This is a genomic window from Cognaticolwellia beringensis (assembly GCF_002076895.1).
Lineage (GTDB): Bacteria > Pseudomonadota > Gammaproteobacteria > Enterobacterales > Alteromonadaceae > Cognaticolwellia > Cognaticolwellia beringensis.
In genome coordinates, this window is the sequence record NZ_CP020465.1 from 3,513,404 (window position 1) to 3,531,505 (window position 18,102).

Here is an 18,102-nt window from a genome sequence, read left to right on the forward strand (position 1 = left end):
TGGTGATTACGGGTCCTCCTCGGAAACGTAATCAACCCGGTAGTTTATTTACTTTTAGTTTACTAATCGTAATGAATTACCACTCTTATTCAAGACACACTTTGTGTGCGTGAAAATGTCAGACTTTACAATTGCTGTGGATTAGTCTCCACGGTGTACCAAATGATTAGTTTTTTGTTCTTACAATAAAATAATCAATGGTCGAAGGATTTTGCTTGTTAGGCAAGACGCTTTAATACGACGTGTAGTTTACTACATGAGGATTAACGCAACGCTGCATAACAGGGGAAAGACAAGAACATTTGGGGTTGTATGGTTAAGTGACTAAGCGTATGTGGTGGATGCCTTGGCAGTTAGAGGCGATGAAGGACGTGTTAATCTGCGAAAAGCTTTGGTGAGGTGATAAAAACCGTTATAGCCAAAGATGTCCGAATGGGGAAACCCACCCAACGTAAGTTGGGTATCATTAAGTGAATACATAGCTTAATGAGGCGAACCGGGAGAACTGAAACATCTAAGTACCCCGAGGAAAAGAAATCAACCGAGATTTCCTTAGTAGCGGCGAGCGAACGGGAATTAGCCCTTAAGTGGTTTGTAAGTTAGTGGAATCTACTGGAAAGTAGAGCGATACAGGGTGATAGCCCCGTACACGAAAATAAACTTATCATGAAATCGAGTAGGTCGGCACACGTGAAACGTTGACTGAACATGGGGGGACCATCCTCCAAGGCTAAATACTCCTAACTGACCGATAGTGAACCAGTACCGTGAGGGAAAGGCGAAAAGAACCCCTGTGAGGGGAGTGAAATAGAACCTGAAACCGCATACGTACAAGCAGTGAGAGCCGGATTTAGTCCGGTGATTGCGTACCTTTTGTATAATGGGTCAGCGACTTATATTCTGTAGCAAGGTTAACCGAATAGGGGAGCCGTAGCGAAAGCGAGTGTTAACTGCGCGTTTAGTTGCAGGGTATAGACCCGAAACCCGGCGATCTACCCATGGGCAGGTTGAAGGTTGAGTAACATCAACTGGAGGACCGAACACACGTATGTTGAAAAATGCGGTGATGACTTGTGGGTCGGAGTGAAAGGCTAATCAAGCCGGGAGATAGCTGGTTCTCCCCGAAATCTATTTAGGTAGAGCCTCGCACGAACACCATTGGGGGTAGAGCACTGTTAAGGCTAGGGGGTCATCCCGACTTACCAACCCTTTGCAAACTCCGAATACCAATGAGTGATATGCGGGAGACACACTACGGGTGCTAACGTCCGTTGTGAAGAGGGAAACAACCCAGACCGCCAGCTAAGGTCCCAAAGTACTAGTTAAGTGGGAAACGATGTGGAAAGGCATAGACAGCTAGGAGGTTGGCTTAGAAGCAGCCATCCTTTAAAGAAAGCGTAATAGCTCACTAGTCGAGTCGGTCTGCGCGGAAGATGTAACGGGGCTAAACTAGTCACCGAAGCTGCGGATTTGAACTTAGGTTCAAGTGGTAGGGGAGCGTTCTGTAAGCCGTTGAAGGTGTGTTGTAAAGCATGCTGGAGGTATCAGAAGTGCGAATGCTGACATGAGTAACGATAAGGGGAGTGAAAAACTCCCCCGCCGAAAGACCAAGGTTTCCTGTCCCATGTTAATCAGGGCAGGGTAAGTCGGCCCCTAAGGCGAGGCGGAAACGCGTAGTCGATGGGAAACAGATTAATATTTCTGTACTTCTATATATTGCGAAGGAGGGACGGAGTAGGCTAGGTGAGCACGGCGTTGGTAGTCCGTGTGAAAGTATGTAGGCGGTTATCTTAGGTAAATCCGGGATTTCATTTAAACGCTGAGATACGAGACGAGACTCTACGGAGTTGAAGTCATTGATGCCATGCTTCCAGGAAAAGCTTCTAAGCTTCAGATATATAGGAACCGTACCCCAAACCGACACAGGTGGTTAGGTAGAGAATACTAAGGCGCTTGAGAGAACTCGGGTGAAGGAACTAGGCAAAATAGTACCGTAACTTCGGGAGAAGGTACGCTCTCTAATGTGAAGCCCTTGCGGCGTAAGCATCGGAGAGTCGAAGTAACCAGGTGGCTGGAACTGTTTATTAAAAACACAGCACTGTGCAAAATCGAAAGATGACGTATACGGTGTGACGCCTGCCCGGTGCCGGAAGGTTAATTGATTGGGTTATCTTCGGAGAAGCTCATGATCGAAGCCCCGGTAAACGGCGGCCGTAACTATAACGGTCCTAAGGTAGCGAAATTCCTTGTCGGGTAAGTTCCGACCTGCACGAATGGCGTAATCATGGCCACACTGTCTCCACCCGAGACTCAGTGAAATTGAAATTGCGGTTAAGATGCCGTATACCCGCGGCTAGACGGAAAGACCCCGTGAACCTTTACTATAGCTTGACAGTGAACATTGCTCCTACATGTGTAGGATAGGTGGGAGGCGTTGAAACTTTGTCGCTAGATGAAGTGGAGCCAACCTTGAAATACCACCCTTGTATGCGTGATGTTCTAACCTAGGGCCCTTATCGGGCTTGGGGACACTGTCTGGTGGGTAGTTTGACTGGGGCGGTCTCCTCCTAAAGAGTAACGGAGGAGCACGAAGGTTGGCTAAGTACGGTCGGACATCGTACGGTTAGTGCAATGGCATAAGCCAGCTTAACTGCGAGACAGACACGTCGAGCAGGTACGAAAGTAGGTCATAGTGATCCGGTGGTTCTGTATGGAAGGGCCATCGCTCAACGGATAAAAGGTACTCCGGGGATAACAGGCTGATACCGCCCAAGAGTTCATATCGACGGCGGTGTTTGGCACCTCGATGTCGGCTCATCACATCCTGGGGCTGAAGTCGGTCCCAAGGGTATGGCTGTTCGCCATTTAAAGTGGTACGCGAGCTGGGTTTAGAACGTCGTGAGACAGTTCGGTCCCTATCTGCCGTGGGCGTTTGAGAATTGAAGAGGGCTGCTCCTAGTACGAGAGGACCGGAGTGGACGAACCGCTGGTGTTCGGGTTGTTATGCCAATAGCATTGCCCGGTAGCTACGTTCGGAACTGATAACCGCTGAAAGCATCTAAGCGGGAAGCAGGCTTTGAGATGAGTTCTCACTGGAGCTTTAAGCTCCCTAAAGGGTCGTTGGAGACTACAACGTTGATAGGTTGGGTGTGGAAGTGCTGCGAGGCATTGAGCTAACCAATACTAATTACCCGTGAGGCTTAACCATACAACACCCAAGTGGTTTTGTAGGTAAGTTTGACAAACATCACGCATAACATAGTGATGAATAAGAGAAACCAATACGTATTTATATCGACATAGAGCTAAGGCTTTATGTAAACAGCTTTCAAGATTGACCTTTTTTGTCTAGCGACAATAGCGACATGGCCCCACCTGATCCCATTCCGAACTCAGAAGTGAAACGTGTTAGCGCCGATGGTAGTGTGGGAGTTCCCATGTGAGAGTAGGACATTGCTAGGCTTCTATTTAGAAGAGCCCGTTACGAAAGTGACGGGCTTTTTGCTGTCTGTCGTTTAAGAAAATTCAGTGATAAACGCTAAAACGACCATAGCGGGATAGCTCCACCTGCTCCCATTCCTAACTCATAAGTTAAACCGGTTAGCGCCGGTGGTAAAGAGCGTGTGGGTGTTCTTCTCTTTATGTGAGAGGGACGCCGTTCCTGCACATCCATGTGCCCACGGCATTAGTGCATCTCGGTAATTGCTCCTGCATTACGCTACTAACCTACATCCATGTAGGAACTTGCACGTCATTGCTAGGCTTCTATTAAGAGAAACCCGTAGCTAACGCTACGGGTTTTTGCTTTCTGGTGTTTAGAAAATATAATATATCAAAAATGAGCTTGAAACTTGTGGGGGCTTTAGTCACCTTTAGTTGATTTTATTCAGGCGAATAGATTTGTCTTACACTGCTAAGAGCACTGCTCGGTGAAGCGCGAAGCGCCTCAGTACTTACTCGGTGGTGGATAATCTTTTAGTTTTTAAACACACAACAAGGTTCACCACAGAGAACACCGAGGGACTACGTCCTACACCGAGGAAAGATAAGACACAAAGGCCAAAATCACTCGTCACTGCTCGGTGAAGCGCGAAGCGCCTCAGTACTTACTCGGTGGTGAATAATCTTTTAGTTTTTTAAACACAAGACAAGGTTCAACACAGAGAACACTGAGGGACTGCGTCCTACACCGAGGAAAGATAAGTCACTAAGCCCAAAATCACAGGGAGTAAGCAAAGAGAAGTCAATGAGAGCTTAAATCAAATGAATATGCTTTCTTATGTTTTACGTAAAAAAATCACACGTCACTGCTCGGTGAAGCGCGAAGCGCCTCAGTACTTACTCGGTGGTGAATAATCTTTTAGTTTTTTAAACACAAGACAAGGTTCAACACAGAGAACACCGAGGGACTGCGTCCTACACCGAGGAAAGAGCAGACACAAAGCCAAAAATCACTCGTCACTGCTCGGTGAAGCGCCTCAGTACTTACTCGGTGGTGAATAATCTTTTAGTTTTTTAAACACAAGACAAGGTTCACCACAGAGAACACCGAGGGACTGCGTCCTACACCGAGGAAAGATAAGTCACTAATCCCAAAATCACAGGGAGTAAGCAAAGAGAAGTCAATGAGAGCTTAAATGAAATGAATATGCTTTCTTATATTTTACGTAAAAAATCACTCGTCACTGCTCGATGAAGCGCCTCTGGCAATATCGGTGGTAAAGAAAAAATAGCTATTAGCTTTGAGTTAATCTCAAAGCTATGCGTGTAGTGCTTGTTTTAACTTATAGCTGATAACTTATAGTTAATAGCTTTGAACTTAACACTTTACTGTCGGCTAAAGTCACACCTACAATTTAATTATTGCTTGAATAAAATTACACACTATAAACTTAGATGGAGTTCTGATTGGACAAGATAATTAAACTATAGCGCTTTTTATAAAGATAGGAGTAACAGATCAGGCTAAAAAAAGGGAAAGCACCTACGTACTCTCCCTAATTAAAACACTAGTTGGGACTAGTTAAAAGTTACTATGGATTGTAAGTTACATTTAAACTTACACCGCTGGCTGCAGAGTATCCGTAAATACCAATGTGCCATGTATCCGCGATAGGGTTAGTAAATGGACATGACTCTGTATTACCACTTTTATATGGACGACAGTCATAAGTTGAAGAGGTAGGTTTTGCACCGCGACGAATGTATAAATCTGCATCACCTGTACCACCACTCATATTAAAATCTAGTGTGGCCATGCCAGCAGGAACGTTGATCGTATAATAAGTCCACGCACCTTTAGCTACACTAACATCAGTTACAGAAGCACTTCCACCAGTCGCACCGCCGCCAGTAGTTGGTTCTGTGAAGCTTCCGGTTAAATTAACACCGGTAAATGCTGAATAACCTATGACCTTAACATGGTAAGTTCCTGCTTGTGCTGAAGCGATAGGACAAGACTCTACATTTCCACCTTTGTAAGGGCGACAATCATAGCTAGATGTTGTTGGAGCAGAACCGAATTTAACGTAAAGGTCGGCATCACCTGTGCCACCAGCCATATTAAAGTTTAGATCTGTTGCACCAGCTGGAACTACCATAGTAAAGCTCAGCTCTTGTGATGCTGAGCCTGTCAAGTTTGTTTTAGCTACACCGTTTGCAAGTTCGTTGCCACCGCCTGTTGGAGGTGGTGTAGTACCACCACAGCTTGCTGCTAAAGCGTCGGAAGCCGCTTTAGCTTGAACTAATCCGTAACCAGTTTTGTCATCACGACCCGCAACATCTAAGTCAACTGCTGTCGATTTCAAAGCATTACGAACTTCAGTTGCGCTACAGCTAGGGTTATTGCTCCAAACTATAGCAGCGACACCAGTAACATGTGGTGTTGCCATCGATGTACCGTTGTAATATGCGTAGTTTTGATTGCCAACTACATTTAAATTAGCTGATGTGCCTAACTGGCCCATAAGTTGTAAACCTAATGTACGGTTTATTGAAACTGTTGGGACAGTTACATCAGTATTAGCATCGACTAAAAAAGGATTTTGTAAACCAGGACGAGCGCTATTACTATATACAATAACACCTGATGCACCTGCATCAGCACAAGCTTTGGCTGGGTTTATTTCTGGATAGTTACTACCTTTTTGGTTGTCATTACGTTCTGCTAAACAAATATTACCTGAGACGTTTGAACAGCTGTAGCTACTACCTGAAAGAGTACAAGCTGATAAAACACCATTAGCTGAACTGTTTACATTGCTTACGGTGAAGCTACCAGCACTTTGAATGTAATGTGTTTGCGGTACAACTTCATCGTTACCATAAATTGTAGAACCTAGTGTGATATAACCTAAGCGGCCATCACCAGCAACGGTAGATAAAATAGCTTCACCTGGGGCTGAAATTTCAACTTGTGGTGTGTATTGAGAAAACTCTGCATGTTGACGGCCTTGATCAAGCGCACCAACGGCCATGACTGAGTCATAAGAAGCAGGGTAAGATAAAGTAGCATCACCATCATTACCTGATGCAGCAATTAATAACACACCAGCATCTGCAGCTGCTTGTAAAGAATTCTGTTCAGCCGTACTTGAGCCTGCTCCACCTAAACTCATATTAATCACTTTAGCGCCATTATTTACACAGGTATCAACAGCATCAACTAAATCACCAACATAACCCCAGCCGGCTTCGTTGAATACTTTAACAATGTGTAAATTCACATTAGTGTTCGGCATAATACCGACAACACCTTCTGAGTTATTAACTGCTGCGATAGTGCCGGCAACATGTGTACCGTGAGAGCCGCCATTTTGATACCAGTTACCTGTACCTGAGTTATTTGTGCCTGATGCATTGTTAGCATTTAAATCTGGATTTACACGCTCATAACCTGAATCAATAATACAAACCGTCATGTTTGCTGCATCATTATCAGTAAGCTGATCTGATTGTGTATCCTCAATACCCCATGGTTGATTTTGTGCCATTAAGTAACGCTTGAAATCTGGTTCTGCAAATTCTACATCTGCATGGTTATTAAGCTCCATGACCATAGTTTTAACATCATCAATGTTCTTTTGTTGGCCTAGAGAAATAACATGGCGACCATTTTTCAATTTCTTCAAATGTTTTAAGCTTTGACCTGCTTTTTTAGCTAAACCTTTGGGCAGGGTTTTCTCTGAAACTAAGCCGTTTAAAGCCTGTGCTTCAAAACCGTTTTTATATTTAACAATAATACGGTCTGTAAATTTGTGGTTTTTAACTTTTTGACTATTTTTCCATTGTCCAAATTTTACATTTTCCGCGGTCATAGTATTGTTTGTATTTACAGGTGTTAGCTGTAATTCAGCGGCTTGAGATGTTTGCGCGTTACTTGCTGCTAATATAGAAAGGGTTAATGCACTTAAACCTAAAATTTTGTTGTTTATCATTTTGGGGTAACTCCAATTTTTACGCTGAATGAAGCAAAGTAAGGCTACATCGGACGTATTGTTTTTATCGTTGGATGATTTGTCATCGTTATCAAGCTTCGCGTTTTTAACAGAAATTGAATAGTAAAAAAAAGACTGTTTTTAATAAAATAACGACAAGTAATTAATTTTATTTATATATTAACTTATTGTTTTATAGTGTATTTACTGTTTAATGTCGTTTTTTCATGAAAAAAAGTCGTATTTTTGCTAGGGGGTTTTTGAGTAGCTGTTAGTATCGAAGAACGTTCAAGGCAAAGCGCCCTGACATTAAACAATAATAATAAAAGTTCATTACAACAGAGATACCTGGAGCATCTATGAAAATTTCTAAATTTACAAATTCTATCCTTGCCATTGCGGTAACTACAGCATTTTCTGCGCAAGCAGCTGACGACAGATACATCATAAAAGTTGACGAAAGTAAAAAAGGAATTGTTAAAGCATTAGCTAAAAAGTTAAATGCTGAGTTAAAGATAGATGGTAAGGGATTCTTCGCCGCATCTTTTAAAGGTAAAACTTTAGCGGAAGTAAAAGGCTTAATGAACAACCCGCATATTCAAATGATTGAAGAAGATCAACGTCGCAGTGCCAGCTCGTTATATAACGATGATGTTGGCAACGCGATGACACAACAGTTAACGCCTTATGCGGTATATCAATCACAAGCAAACCAAGTCGTTTTTAATAATGCTTCTGGTATGAAAGTTTGTGTTATTGATTCTGGTCTAGACCGCTCAAATACTGACTTTATTTGGAACAATATTACGGGTGATAATGACTCTGGTACAGGTAACTGGGATGAACATGGTGGTCCTCACGGAACGCACGTAGCAGGTACTATTGGTGCCGCCGATAACAATATTGGTGTTGTGGGTATGGCGCCAGGCGTCGATATGCATATTATCAAAGTATTTAACGCCGCTGGTTGGGGATATTCTTCAGACTTAGCATTTGCAGCTGATAAATGTAGTGCTGCAGGTGCAAATATTATTAGTATGAGTTTGGGTGGTGGTGGTGCTAACAGCACTGAAGAGAATGCCTTTAAAGCCTTTACTGATGCTGGTGGTTTAGTTGTAGCTGCAGCAGGTAATGACGGTAATAATGTACGATCTTACCCCGCAGGTTATCCATCAGTAATGATGATTGGTGCTAATGATGCCGATAATAACATTGCAGACTTTTCTCAGTTCCCTAGCTGTACAGTCTCGACAGGGCGTGGCAAAAAAGTAACAACAACTACCGATGAAACCATTTGTGTTGAAGTAACGGCAGGTGGCGTAGATACGCTTTCAACTTATCCTGCAGGTTTAGCTACAAGTGCTTCTATGAGTGCAGATGGTACAGCATATGCGTCATCTTCAATGGAGAATACCGGTAATGCTAGTGGTAATACTTATTACATGGGTACCGCTGAAGCTACAGATAGTGGTGCGAACGGTAATGTCTGTGTTATTGATCGCGGCGTGATTTCATTTCACGATAAAGTGCAAAACTGTGAAAACTCAGGTGGTATTGGCGCTATTTTGATCAATAACGAAGCCGGTATGCTTTATGGTACATTGGGTGATATTAATGCAACAACAATTCCGGCTGTTGGCGCAACGCTTGAAGACCGTAGTGCTTTACTTGCTGCTACAACGGCTAACATATCAATTGGTGCTACTGATTACGGCTTTATGAGCGGTACTTCTATGGCAACTCCAGCTGTTTCGGGTATAGCAGCACTAGTATGGTCAAATCATAATGAGTGTACAGGTACTGAAATTCGTGAAGCTTTGAAAGCTACAGCTGAAGATAATGGCGCTGCTGGCCACGATGTTTACTTCGGTCACGGTATTGTTAAAGCGGCAACTGCCGATGCATATTTAACAGCAAATGGCTGTTCTGGTGGCGTAACACCACCACCTGCGGGCGGCGACATTAGTTTAATGGCTAACGGTTATTTCGCTAAAGGTAAGAACAAGGTCGATTTATCATGGTCGGGTGCATCAACTAGTAGTGTAGATATTTTCCGTAATGGTGCTTTAATAACAACGACTTCTAACGATGGTGCTTTCACAGATAGTTTTAGAACCTCAGGCACATTTACCTACAAGGTATGTGACCAAGGTACGACTAACTGTTCTACGGAAGCCTCCGTATCGTTTTAATTAGTTTAAATCAGTAATTAAAATATCCGGCTTTTTATGAAGCTGGATATTTTTGTTTACTCAGTTTAGTAAATAAAATGTAATTATATAGTTAAAAGATGTTAAGTGGTGTGGTAATGTTTGCTGGTCGCTTGAAGATATAGCGATTTTATAAAGTGATATTGACATGACTTTTGTCGTTGTTAGTTGATGTAAACATATGAAGTTATTCACCCTACTGTTTTTAAATAAAGTTTAAAAAGATGTAACGGGCAAAGGGGATTAAAATGTCGTTCACTTCGAACCAAAATAAGATAAAGCTTTTTTCAATCATGGCAGGCTTATTTACTTTAGCATTGCTAATAGGATTTAAATCAACAGCGAAAACTGATGATGCTGTTCAGTCATATATCATTAGTGCCAAGAATTTCACGTTACTTAAAAACAATCTAAAAGCATTAGGTGTACTGCCATCACATGAATTAAAAATAATTGATTCGGTAGCCGTAGATTTAACCAATGCACAACTTAACGAGTTGCAAAAAAAGCAACAAATTACCGTGTCTACCAATCATAAAGTTGAATTAAGTGGCCAAGCTTATGGTCAGCGCAGATGGCAACCTAAGTCAGTTGTTACTGAGCAAGTTGATGCGACTTACGTGCATCAAACAGGTAATTTTGGTGAAGGCGTTACCATTGGCTTTTTAGATACAGGCCTTGATCAATTACAGGGTTTAGCAACCGACTTACAAGGTCGTGATAAAGCTTGGGGCACATATGATGCCATTAATGATACGGTAAGTAATTATGGCGTCGAAGCAAGTGGGCATGGTACACACGTTGCTAGTATTGCGGTAAATAGTGACTATGATAGCAATGGTCAAATATACGGCGTTGCACCTAATGCTGCACATGTAGGTATAAAAGCTTTTGATGACGAAGGCAAGGCTACATATGCAGACGTTATTCGTGGCATAGGTTGGGCATTAGAAGTTAAAGATCAAATAAACTTACGTGTGCTTAATATGTCATTTAGCGGGCCCGTTCGTTCAAACTACTGGGAAGACCCGTTAAATAAAGCGGTAATGAAAGCTTGGCAAGCCGGTATTGTCGTTGTAGCTTCAGCAGGTAATAAAGGCCCTGATCCTATGTCTATTGGTGTACCAGGTAATGTACCTTATATTATTACCGTTGGTGCGATGACTGACGATTATACGTCATTCAATTATTCAGATGATAAAGTTGCGAGCTTTAGTGGTGCCGGACCGACTGCCGAAGGTTTTGTTAAACCTGATATTCTTGCACCTGGTGGACATATTTCGGGTCTAATGTCATTTGATTCGCAAATTGTTATCGACCATCCTGAATTTCATGATGGTGGCCGTTATTTTGAAATGTCAGGTACCTCACAAGCTGCTGCTGTAGTTTCTGGAGTCGTTGCTTTATTATTAACCGATAACCCTGCATTAACACCCGATCAAGTTAAATGTAAACTGTTAGCTAGTGCCTATAGCGCAAATAACGCAGATGGTAGTAAGCGATATAGTGTATTTCAGCAAGGTGCTGGTTTAATTAGTGCTTATTACGCTATTGCTAGTACTGAAGTAAATTGCGCAAATAATACCTTAGATATTGCTAAAGACTTAAATGATGAAGAACATTATTCAGGACCTGCCAATATTAACGATGATGGCAACTTTTATGTTGAAGGCTTAGGCGAAGAGTATGTATGGGACACAAACGATTCTAATTTTGTTGGCGACGGTATGCTTTGGAAAACTTCACTGTCAGCTTATAGTGCGTGGCAAGATACAGCAACAACAGATGGTATGTTGTGGAAGACAGACTTTGAAACAGATGGCATGTTGTGGAAAACAGGTTTTGGAACAGACGGTATGTTGTGGAAGACAAGTTTTGAAACTGACGGCATGTTATGGAAGACTACAATAGATATTAATAGTTGGGTCGAGCCACAATAATAAATTTTGATAAAAAGCCACTTGTAAAATAGTGGTTTTTTATATGTTGAATAAATTTTATGGGCTCTGAAAATTTCTGTATTTGCTTATCACTAACATCCAAGACCTATTTTATAACGCACAAAGTCAGTTTTATTCTAGTTTAAACACGAATCACTACAATAATTTTCAATATAGTTAAAGGTATTACTTCCCCAAGCTAATCACAGGTTAACGCTATCTAATGAGTAAGAAATTCTATCTCTGTTTTGCATTACTATTTTCTAACATATCTTTTGCCCAAGAAAGTAAGTTATTTAAAAGTTTTGCGATTGATAATCCTATGTCGTATAAGTTTGTCATGACTATCGCACAAGATAAAAATGGTTTTATGTGGTTTGGTGGGCAAGAGGGACTACATCGATATGATGGTCATCAGCTACTTAGCTTTTACAATAAGCCGTTAGTTGATAATTCATTAAGTTCAAATGTTATTAGTCGTATTATTATCGATTCTAAGCAGCAGCTTTGGATTGGCACCCGAGGGGGGGGAATTAATCTTTACCAGCCAGAATCTAACAGTTTTCGTCACTTAACGACTAAGACTAAACATGCACAAATTAGTAACGATGGCATAAATACCTTGTTTGAAGATAGTGAAGGTAAAATATGGATTGGAACAGAAAATGGCTTGAATATATTAACTATCACAGGTGATAGTTGGAATGTAGTTCAAGTTCAGCAAAAATTAGCTGAGAAACAGAGCTTATCCCATAATATTGTACACTCTATAATTGAAACTGATGAGCATGATATTTGGGTAGGTACAAATGGCGGTGGTATTTCGGTATTTGATACAAACGGTAACTTTAAACACACAATAAAATATGCCCCAAAAAAAGCTGATAGTTATGTTAATAAATATGTAAATGCACTTTTTAAGGATAAACAAGGAAATATTTGGGTTGGCACAGTTGATAAGGGATTACTAAAGTATTCGGCGAATAACAATATTGTGGCTCATTTTAAGTTTGATGTTAACAATGATAAATCAATTAGCAGTGACACCATACATAATGTATATCAAGATGCTGGTGATAATATTTGGATAGCAACGGATAATGGTTTATCAATTTATGATAATAAAACTGATCAATTTGAAAGATTCAATTATTCAGTAAGTAATCCTTATAGTGTAAGTAGTAATTACATTATGAATTTCTTTGAAGATCAAAATGGCTTAATGTGGATTGGCACAAATAATGGTTTAAACCGTTGGGATCCTACCATGACAACATTTCGCCAATATACAGCTAGAGAATACCCAACTCTTGATCGCCCCAATATTACAAGTTTTTCTCAAGCATCATCCCAAAGTATTTACTTTAGTGCTTACAACGGACGGATTTATCAATTATTAGCTAATAAAGATGAAGTTATAGAGCTAGATTTAGACGGTTTTTTTGAAAACTTACGAGTAATGACTTTATTTTATGATAATAACACTCTTTGGGTAGGTACAAGAGCCTCAGGTTTATATCACGTTAATTTAACCACAAAGTTAATTGAAACATATGCACATGATGAACTTGATTTTTCCTCAATATCTGCAAACAGTGTTACAGATATAATTAAAGATAATAAGGGCCAGTTATGGGTATCAACCTTTAACCAAGGTCTTAATAGGATGAATGATGATGGGAGTTTTACTCGCTATGTAAGTGATAAAAATAATCCTGAACTAGGACCAAATCATAACGCGATATTACACATTCTAGAAGATGAACAAGGCATTATATGGATAGCAACATACGGTGGTGGTCTGAGTCGCTTTGATCATAGAACTGAAAATTTTCAGCATATTATAAATGATGAAGCAGATCCAAATAGTCTTTCGAGTGACCTTTCTTGGTACCTGCTATTAGATAACGATAAGAACCTCTGGGTAAGCACACAAGCTGCAGGGCTCAACGTTTTGTCATATAAAGATCGAGTTGAAAATAATTACAGATTTAAACGTATCGACACTAATGATGGCATGAAAAGTCAGACTGTTTATGGCATGACGCAAGATAAGTTTAACGATATATGGCTCAGTTCCAATCAAGGCATAACGCGTTTTTCGGTCAAATCTAATATCTTTAAACACTTTGACCTAAGTCATGGTTTAGTGGATTTGGATTATAATCATGGCGCAATTTTTAATAGTCTAGACAATGTAATTTATTTTGGAGCAGGTAAAGGTGTTACAAGCATTCGGCCAGATAATAACCAAAATAAAATTAGTCCGATCCCCGTACGACTCACGAATGTCTTTAAATTGAATGAAGCCATGTACTTTTCCTCAGCATTAACTGATCTTAAAAGTTTAGAGCTAGACTATAACGATCAATTGATTTCATTTGAGTATGTAGGACTTAACTATGCCTATCCAGAGTCAACTAAATATAAGTATCGCCTGCTTGGCTTTGATCAAGAGTGGCTTGACGCAGGGAAGTCACGCAGAGCAACATATACCAATTTACCCGCAGGAAAGTTCCAACTACAAATAATAGCTGGTAATAGTGATAATGTATGGAGCGATCCAGGTCTATCATTAGATATTATTGTAAAACCAGCGCCATGGAATACGTGGTGGGCGTATATTTTATATACGTCAGCTGTCGCTTTAGCCTTACTGTATTATTCTCGATTTTTAAATCGAAAGCTGGTTATTGAACAGCAGCAAAAACTCTACCTAGAACAGCAAGTACATGAGAAAACAGAGAAGTTTACCTCTAAAAATTTAGAGTTAGCACAAGCCAATAAACAGTTAGAAAAAGCAGCTATTGTCGATAAAGTTACTGGCGTTAAAAGCCGGCGCTATTTAGATATATATATCGAACAAACCAGTCAATTAATGCATCAAATGCATCAAAACTTATTACCAGTACAGAGAGATATGTTACCACGTCTTTATATTTTGATGGTGCAATTGAAAAGCGATGAAGATGTGAGTAATAGCCAGCTGATTAACCTGACTGATTTACTGCACTATAGTCGCAATAACGATGATCTCGTTATTCGTTGGTCACACGATACCTTTGCGGTTATTGGCTATGAAAAAGGTAACAACGCTAATGAATTAGCAGCGCGTTTGTCGGGCAGATTGACCCGTGTGGTTGATAAAGCTACTTCGATAAATATGGCTTATTCCTTCTTTCCATTTAGTCGGGAAAATCCTTTAGATTTAACTTGGGATCAAATTAGTGTCTTAATTGAACAAGCACTTACATATACCGATGAAAATAAGCAGCTTTCATGGTTAGGCTTGTGTGGGCCAAAATCAAATACGTTTGATTATTTACAGTTAATGCAGCAAGGCAGCCTTACTAATTTAAAAGAGCAGGTTATTACTAAATCAGGTTTAGCTTGATGGGCGTTGCGTTTTTTGTTGTTGCTGATATTGTTTCGGTGTACAGCTAAACATTTCTTTAAAACAGCGACCAAAATAAGTCTGCGATGAAAAACCCACATCGAGTGCTATTCGGCCAATTTGAGAGCCATTTTGCAATAGCACTTTTGCTTTTTTTAAGCGGAACTCTTTAATGAAGTTATTGGGAGTTATACCAATTAAGGCTTTAATTTTTCGTTGTAACTGCCGTTCGCTCATGGCCATTCTTGCCGCCAATTGAACAATGTCTAAGTCAGTATCGGTATAGACTTCAGCGGTAATGGTCTCTAGTTTTTCTAAAAATTTATTATCAAGGGTGACATTGTCACCACTATCATGGGCCAATTCTGCAACGTGATCGAAGCTATTATTCTTCCGGTTCTGTTGTAGGTCTTTATTAAAGTTATTTAAGTAACTCTTTTGTAACTTTTCTCGGTTACTGATTAAATTATCAATACGGGTTAATAACTCCTGATGATTAAAAGGCTTACTGAGGTATTCGTCAGCCTGCAAGTTTAAACCGTGTAAGCGGCTATCTAAATCAGAACGTGCGGTTAATAATATCACCGGAATATGCGAGGTCAGTTCATGACTTTTAAGCTGTTTTAATACCGCAAATCCGTCTATGCCTGTTAACATAATATCGCAGACGATTACATCGGGAATATACTCTTGGGCAAGTGTTAAACCAAGCTCACCACTTCCTGCTAATAAACTATGATGTTGTTGCTCTATTACCTGCTTAATATGGCTTTGCATATCTAAGTTATCTTCAATAACTAAAACTACTTTTTGGCTATGGTTTCTAATGTCTTTATTTATATTGTGCGGTTCAATTAATAACGATGATACCTCGGTTTGAGAAATACTGGTTGGTGTTGATTTTTCTTCAGAGATAGCAGATGCACAAGGAATAATAAGTGAAAATTTACTGCCTTTATTGTATTCGCTAAAAACATTTATTTTCCAATGATGGGCTTTTACCAATTCATTAACCAAAGACAAGCCAATGCCTACACCAAAAACACCCTGATTTTTTTCGTCGTCAGCACGTTGAAAACGTTCAAAAATTTTACTTTGTGAAGCCGTATCTATACCTATGCCAGTATCAATAATATCAAGGGTAAAGTTATCACTGTCGCTATGGGCAATAACTTGAATGCTGCCACCTGCTGGTGTGTATTTAATAGCATTAGCTATTAAATTAAAAATGATTTTCTCAAACGCTTGAGCATCGCAATCTAGCCATATATGGTCAGGGATATCACAAGTTAAGGTCAAATTGTTTTGTGTTGCTAAGCGTGCAAAAGAATCTGCAGGCATCGACATAAGCGTATGCAGACGGTAGGTTGCCATGGTTAATTGCGGATTGTCAGATAAGCGAGACAACTCAAGCAACTGCTCAACCATACGGACCAGTCGTAAACCATTGCGCTTTGCCGTTTTGAGTTCTTTACCTTCATCTTCTGTTTGAGCTTTTACTAAGTAGCGATCTAAAATGCCATTGATAATAGTTAATGGTGTTCTAAATTCGTGTGAAATATTGGCAATAAATTTATCTTTTAAATCTAAGGCTTGTTGCTCGGCAAGCTTACGCGCAGTGAGGTTAATAAAAGTGATTACGACTAGAGGCTGTTCTTCTCTTTCTGCCCATTGTAATTCAGCTTGCACAGGGAATTGTGTTCCGTCTTTACGTGTTGCTGTGCACTCTATCGAAATACCGGCATCTTTACGTTGAAGGGTATAAACATTACTTTTGAAATCGAAAAAGTAATGCATTTGATCATCTGACGAAAAAAAGTCTTTGACACTTGTGGCAATAATTTCGCGTTCAAGACATTGAAAAAGTTGTACAGCGGCTGGGTTTGCTGAAAGTACTTTGCCCTCAGTGCTGGTAGTTAATATAGCGTTGCTAGAAGCATTAACTATAGCTTTGTCCTCACTATTAAGCATGGCGTTAGTTAATAATTGATTAAGCTTTACTAATTCTTGTTGTGCTGTGTTTTGGAATTTAATTTGTTGTTGATTTTTATGCCCTAAGTGATTTTTACGATAAATAATAGTGGTTAATAATGTCAGGGCTATACCCAGCCAAGTAGCAAGTAATATCGACTGTAAATATGAATTTATATTGTAATGCAGGTTTAATTCAATGCCGACTAAATGAATGATTATCGAACAAGATATCAATAATATTAGATAGAGTTCCGAGATAGAAGAAGGCATTAGTTCAGTAGGGGGCTCTGTAGACTTAACCGAGTTATTAGCGGCAATAATAAGTGCACAATATGGAATAAATACTAACAATGTCAGTAAATAAGCGGGTAATGATACTAGGAACCAATTATTGAGATAACCAATACTGTTCTCTAACAATAATGCGCCTGCAGCAATGGTAAGTACGCTGTAAATTCGACACCAAAACTGACTTTCGCATTGATAACTATTTGTCGCTAATCGAATAAAAATAAGTGCAGCTATAAGTAAGTGAAATAATTGTGATGAGGCAATTTTATCCTCACTATTATTTGCAAATTCTATGGGGAGTAAAACGAAATAACTAAAGCATATTAAAGTGAAAAATATGGCGGCAACTCGATTACTGATGTTTTTATTTGTTTTAGTCTCGTTACTTTGTGGATTAGTCTCTATCGCTAAAAGAATAAAGAAATAACTGCAAAGTTTGAAAAAATCTTGAATCAAAAGATCATTGCTGATGATAGCGAAGATAAAGAGTAAATTTGATATTAGTGCGGACAATAGGGCCAGAGTAATAAATTGCCAAAAAAGCTTTAATGCACGGTTTTTAATACGTAAATAGCTATTAATAACAAAGCCAACACTCAGGATTTGTAGCAGTAATAATGGACCTTGTTCAAGCCAAGTATTACTTATCGGAAACATATCATTTATTAAAAAGTATGGCAGTAAGGTCAGAACAACACTTAGTGTTAGTAATAACTTTCTATTTTTTATCTGCAAATCTAAAACCTAATGGTGAATGACAACACACAATTTTAATTTGAGTGTTTGGCATTTATTTAGCTATTGGCAGTATACATTATGTTAATGCTTTGTGAATCATCATTGGGGTATTTAGCCAC

General features: G+C 39.8%; 5 protein-coding genes and 2 rRNA genes. 5 read left to right on the forward strand and 2 right to left on the reverse strand.

Annotated features, from left to right (window positions below; translation table 11 throughout):
* Positions 1–314 precede the first annotated feature (314 nt).
* Together B5D82_RS14825 and rrf are read left to right on the forward strand one after the other, a co-directional pair.
* A 23S ribosomal RNA gene (locus B5D82_RS14825) occupies positions 315–3,208 on the forward strand.
* Positions 3,209–3,347: 139 nt separating this feature from the next.
* Positions 3,348–3,462 (forward strand): 5S ribosomal RNA (rrf, locus tag B5D82_RS14830).
* Positions 3,463–5,033: 1,571 nt separating this feature from the next.
* Here rrf and B5D82_RS14835 read toward each other — a convergent pair.
* The gene (locus B5D82_RS14835) at positions 5,034–7,436 is read right to left on the reverse strand and encodes a S8 family serine peptidase (protein ID WP_081152597.1); all 2,403 of its coding nucleotides are present in this window, start codon (positions 7,434–7,436) and stop codon (positions 5,034–5,036) included.
* A gap of 359 nt (positions 7,437–7,795) precedes the next feature.
* Between B5D82_RS14835 and B5D82_RS14840 the strand changes: the two genes are divergently transcribed.
* The 3 genes from B5D82_RS14840 (at position 7,796) to B5D82_RS14850 (ending at position 14,980) form a co-directional block, all read left to right on the forward strand.
* Complete coding sequence (locus B5D82_RS14840; protein ID WP_081152598.1) at positions 7,796–9,628, forward strand: S8 family serine peptidase; 1,833 nt, start codon at positions 7,796–7,798, stop codon at positions 9,626–9,628.
* 266 nt (positions 9,629–9,894) lie between these two features.
* Positions 9,895–11,586 (forward strand): S8 family peptidase, encoded by a 1,692-nt coding sequence (locus B5D82_RS14845; RefSeq protein WP_081152600.1) that lies wholly within the window; start codon positions 9,895–9,897, stop codon positions 11,584–11,586.
* A gap of 223 nt (positions 11,587–11,809) precedes the next feature.
* Positions 11,810–14,980 (forward strand): ligand-binding sensor domain-containing protein, encoded by a 3,171-nt coding sequence (locus B5D82_RS14850; RefSeq protein WP_081152601.1) that lies wholly within the window; start codon positions 11,810–11,812, stop codon positions 14,978–14,980.
* Here B5D82_RS14850 and B5D82_RS14855 read toward each other — a convergent pair.
* Positions 14,972–17,980, reverse strand: a complete 3,009-nt coding sequence (locus tag B5D82_RS14855; RefSeq protein WP_081152603.1) for an ATP-binding protein — start codon at positions 17,978–17,980, stop codon at positions 14,972–14,974. The genes B5D82_RS14850 and B5D82_RS14855 overlap by 9 nt on opposite strands.
* Between the last annotated feature and the right edge of the window lie 122 nt (positions 17,981–18,102).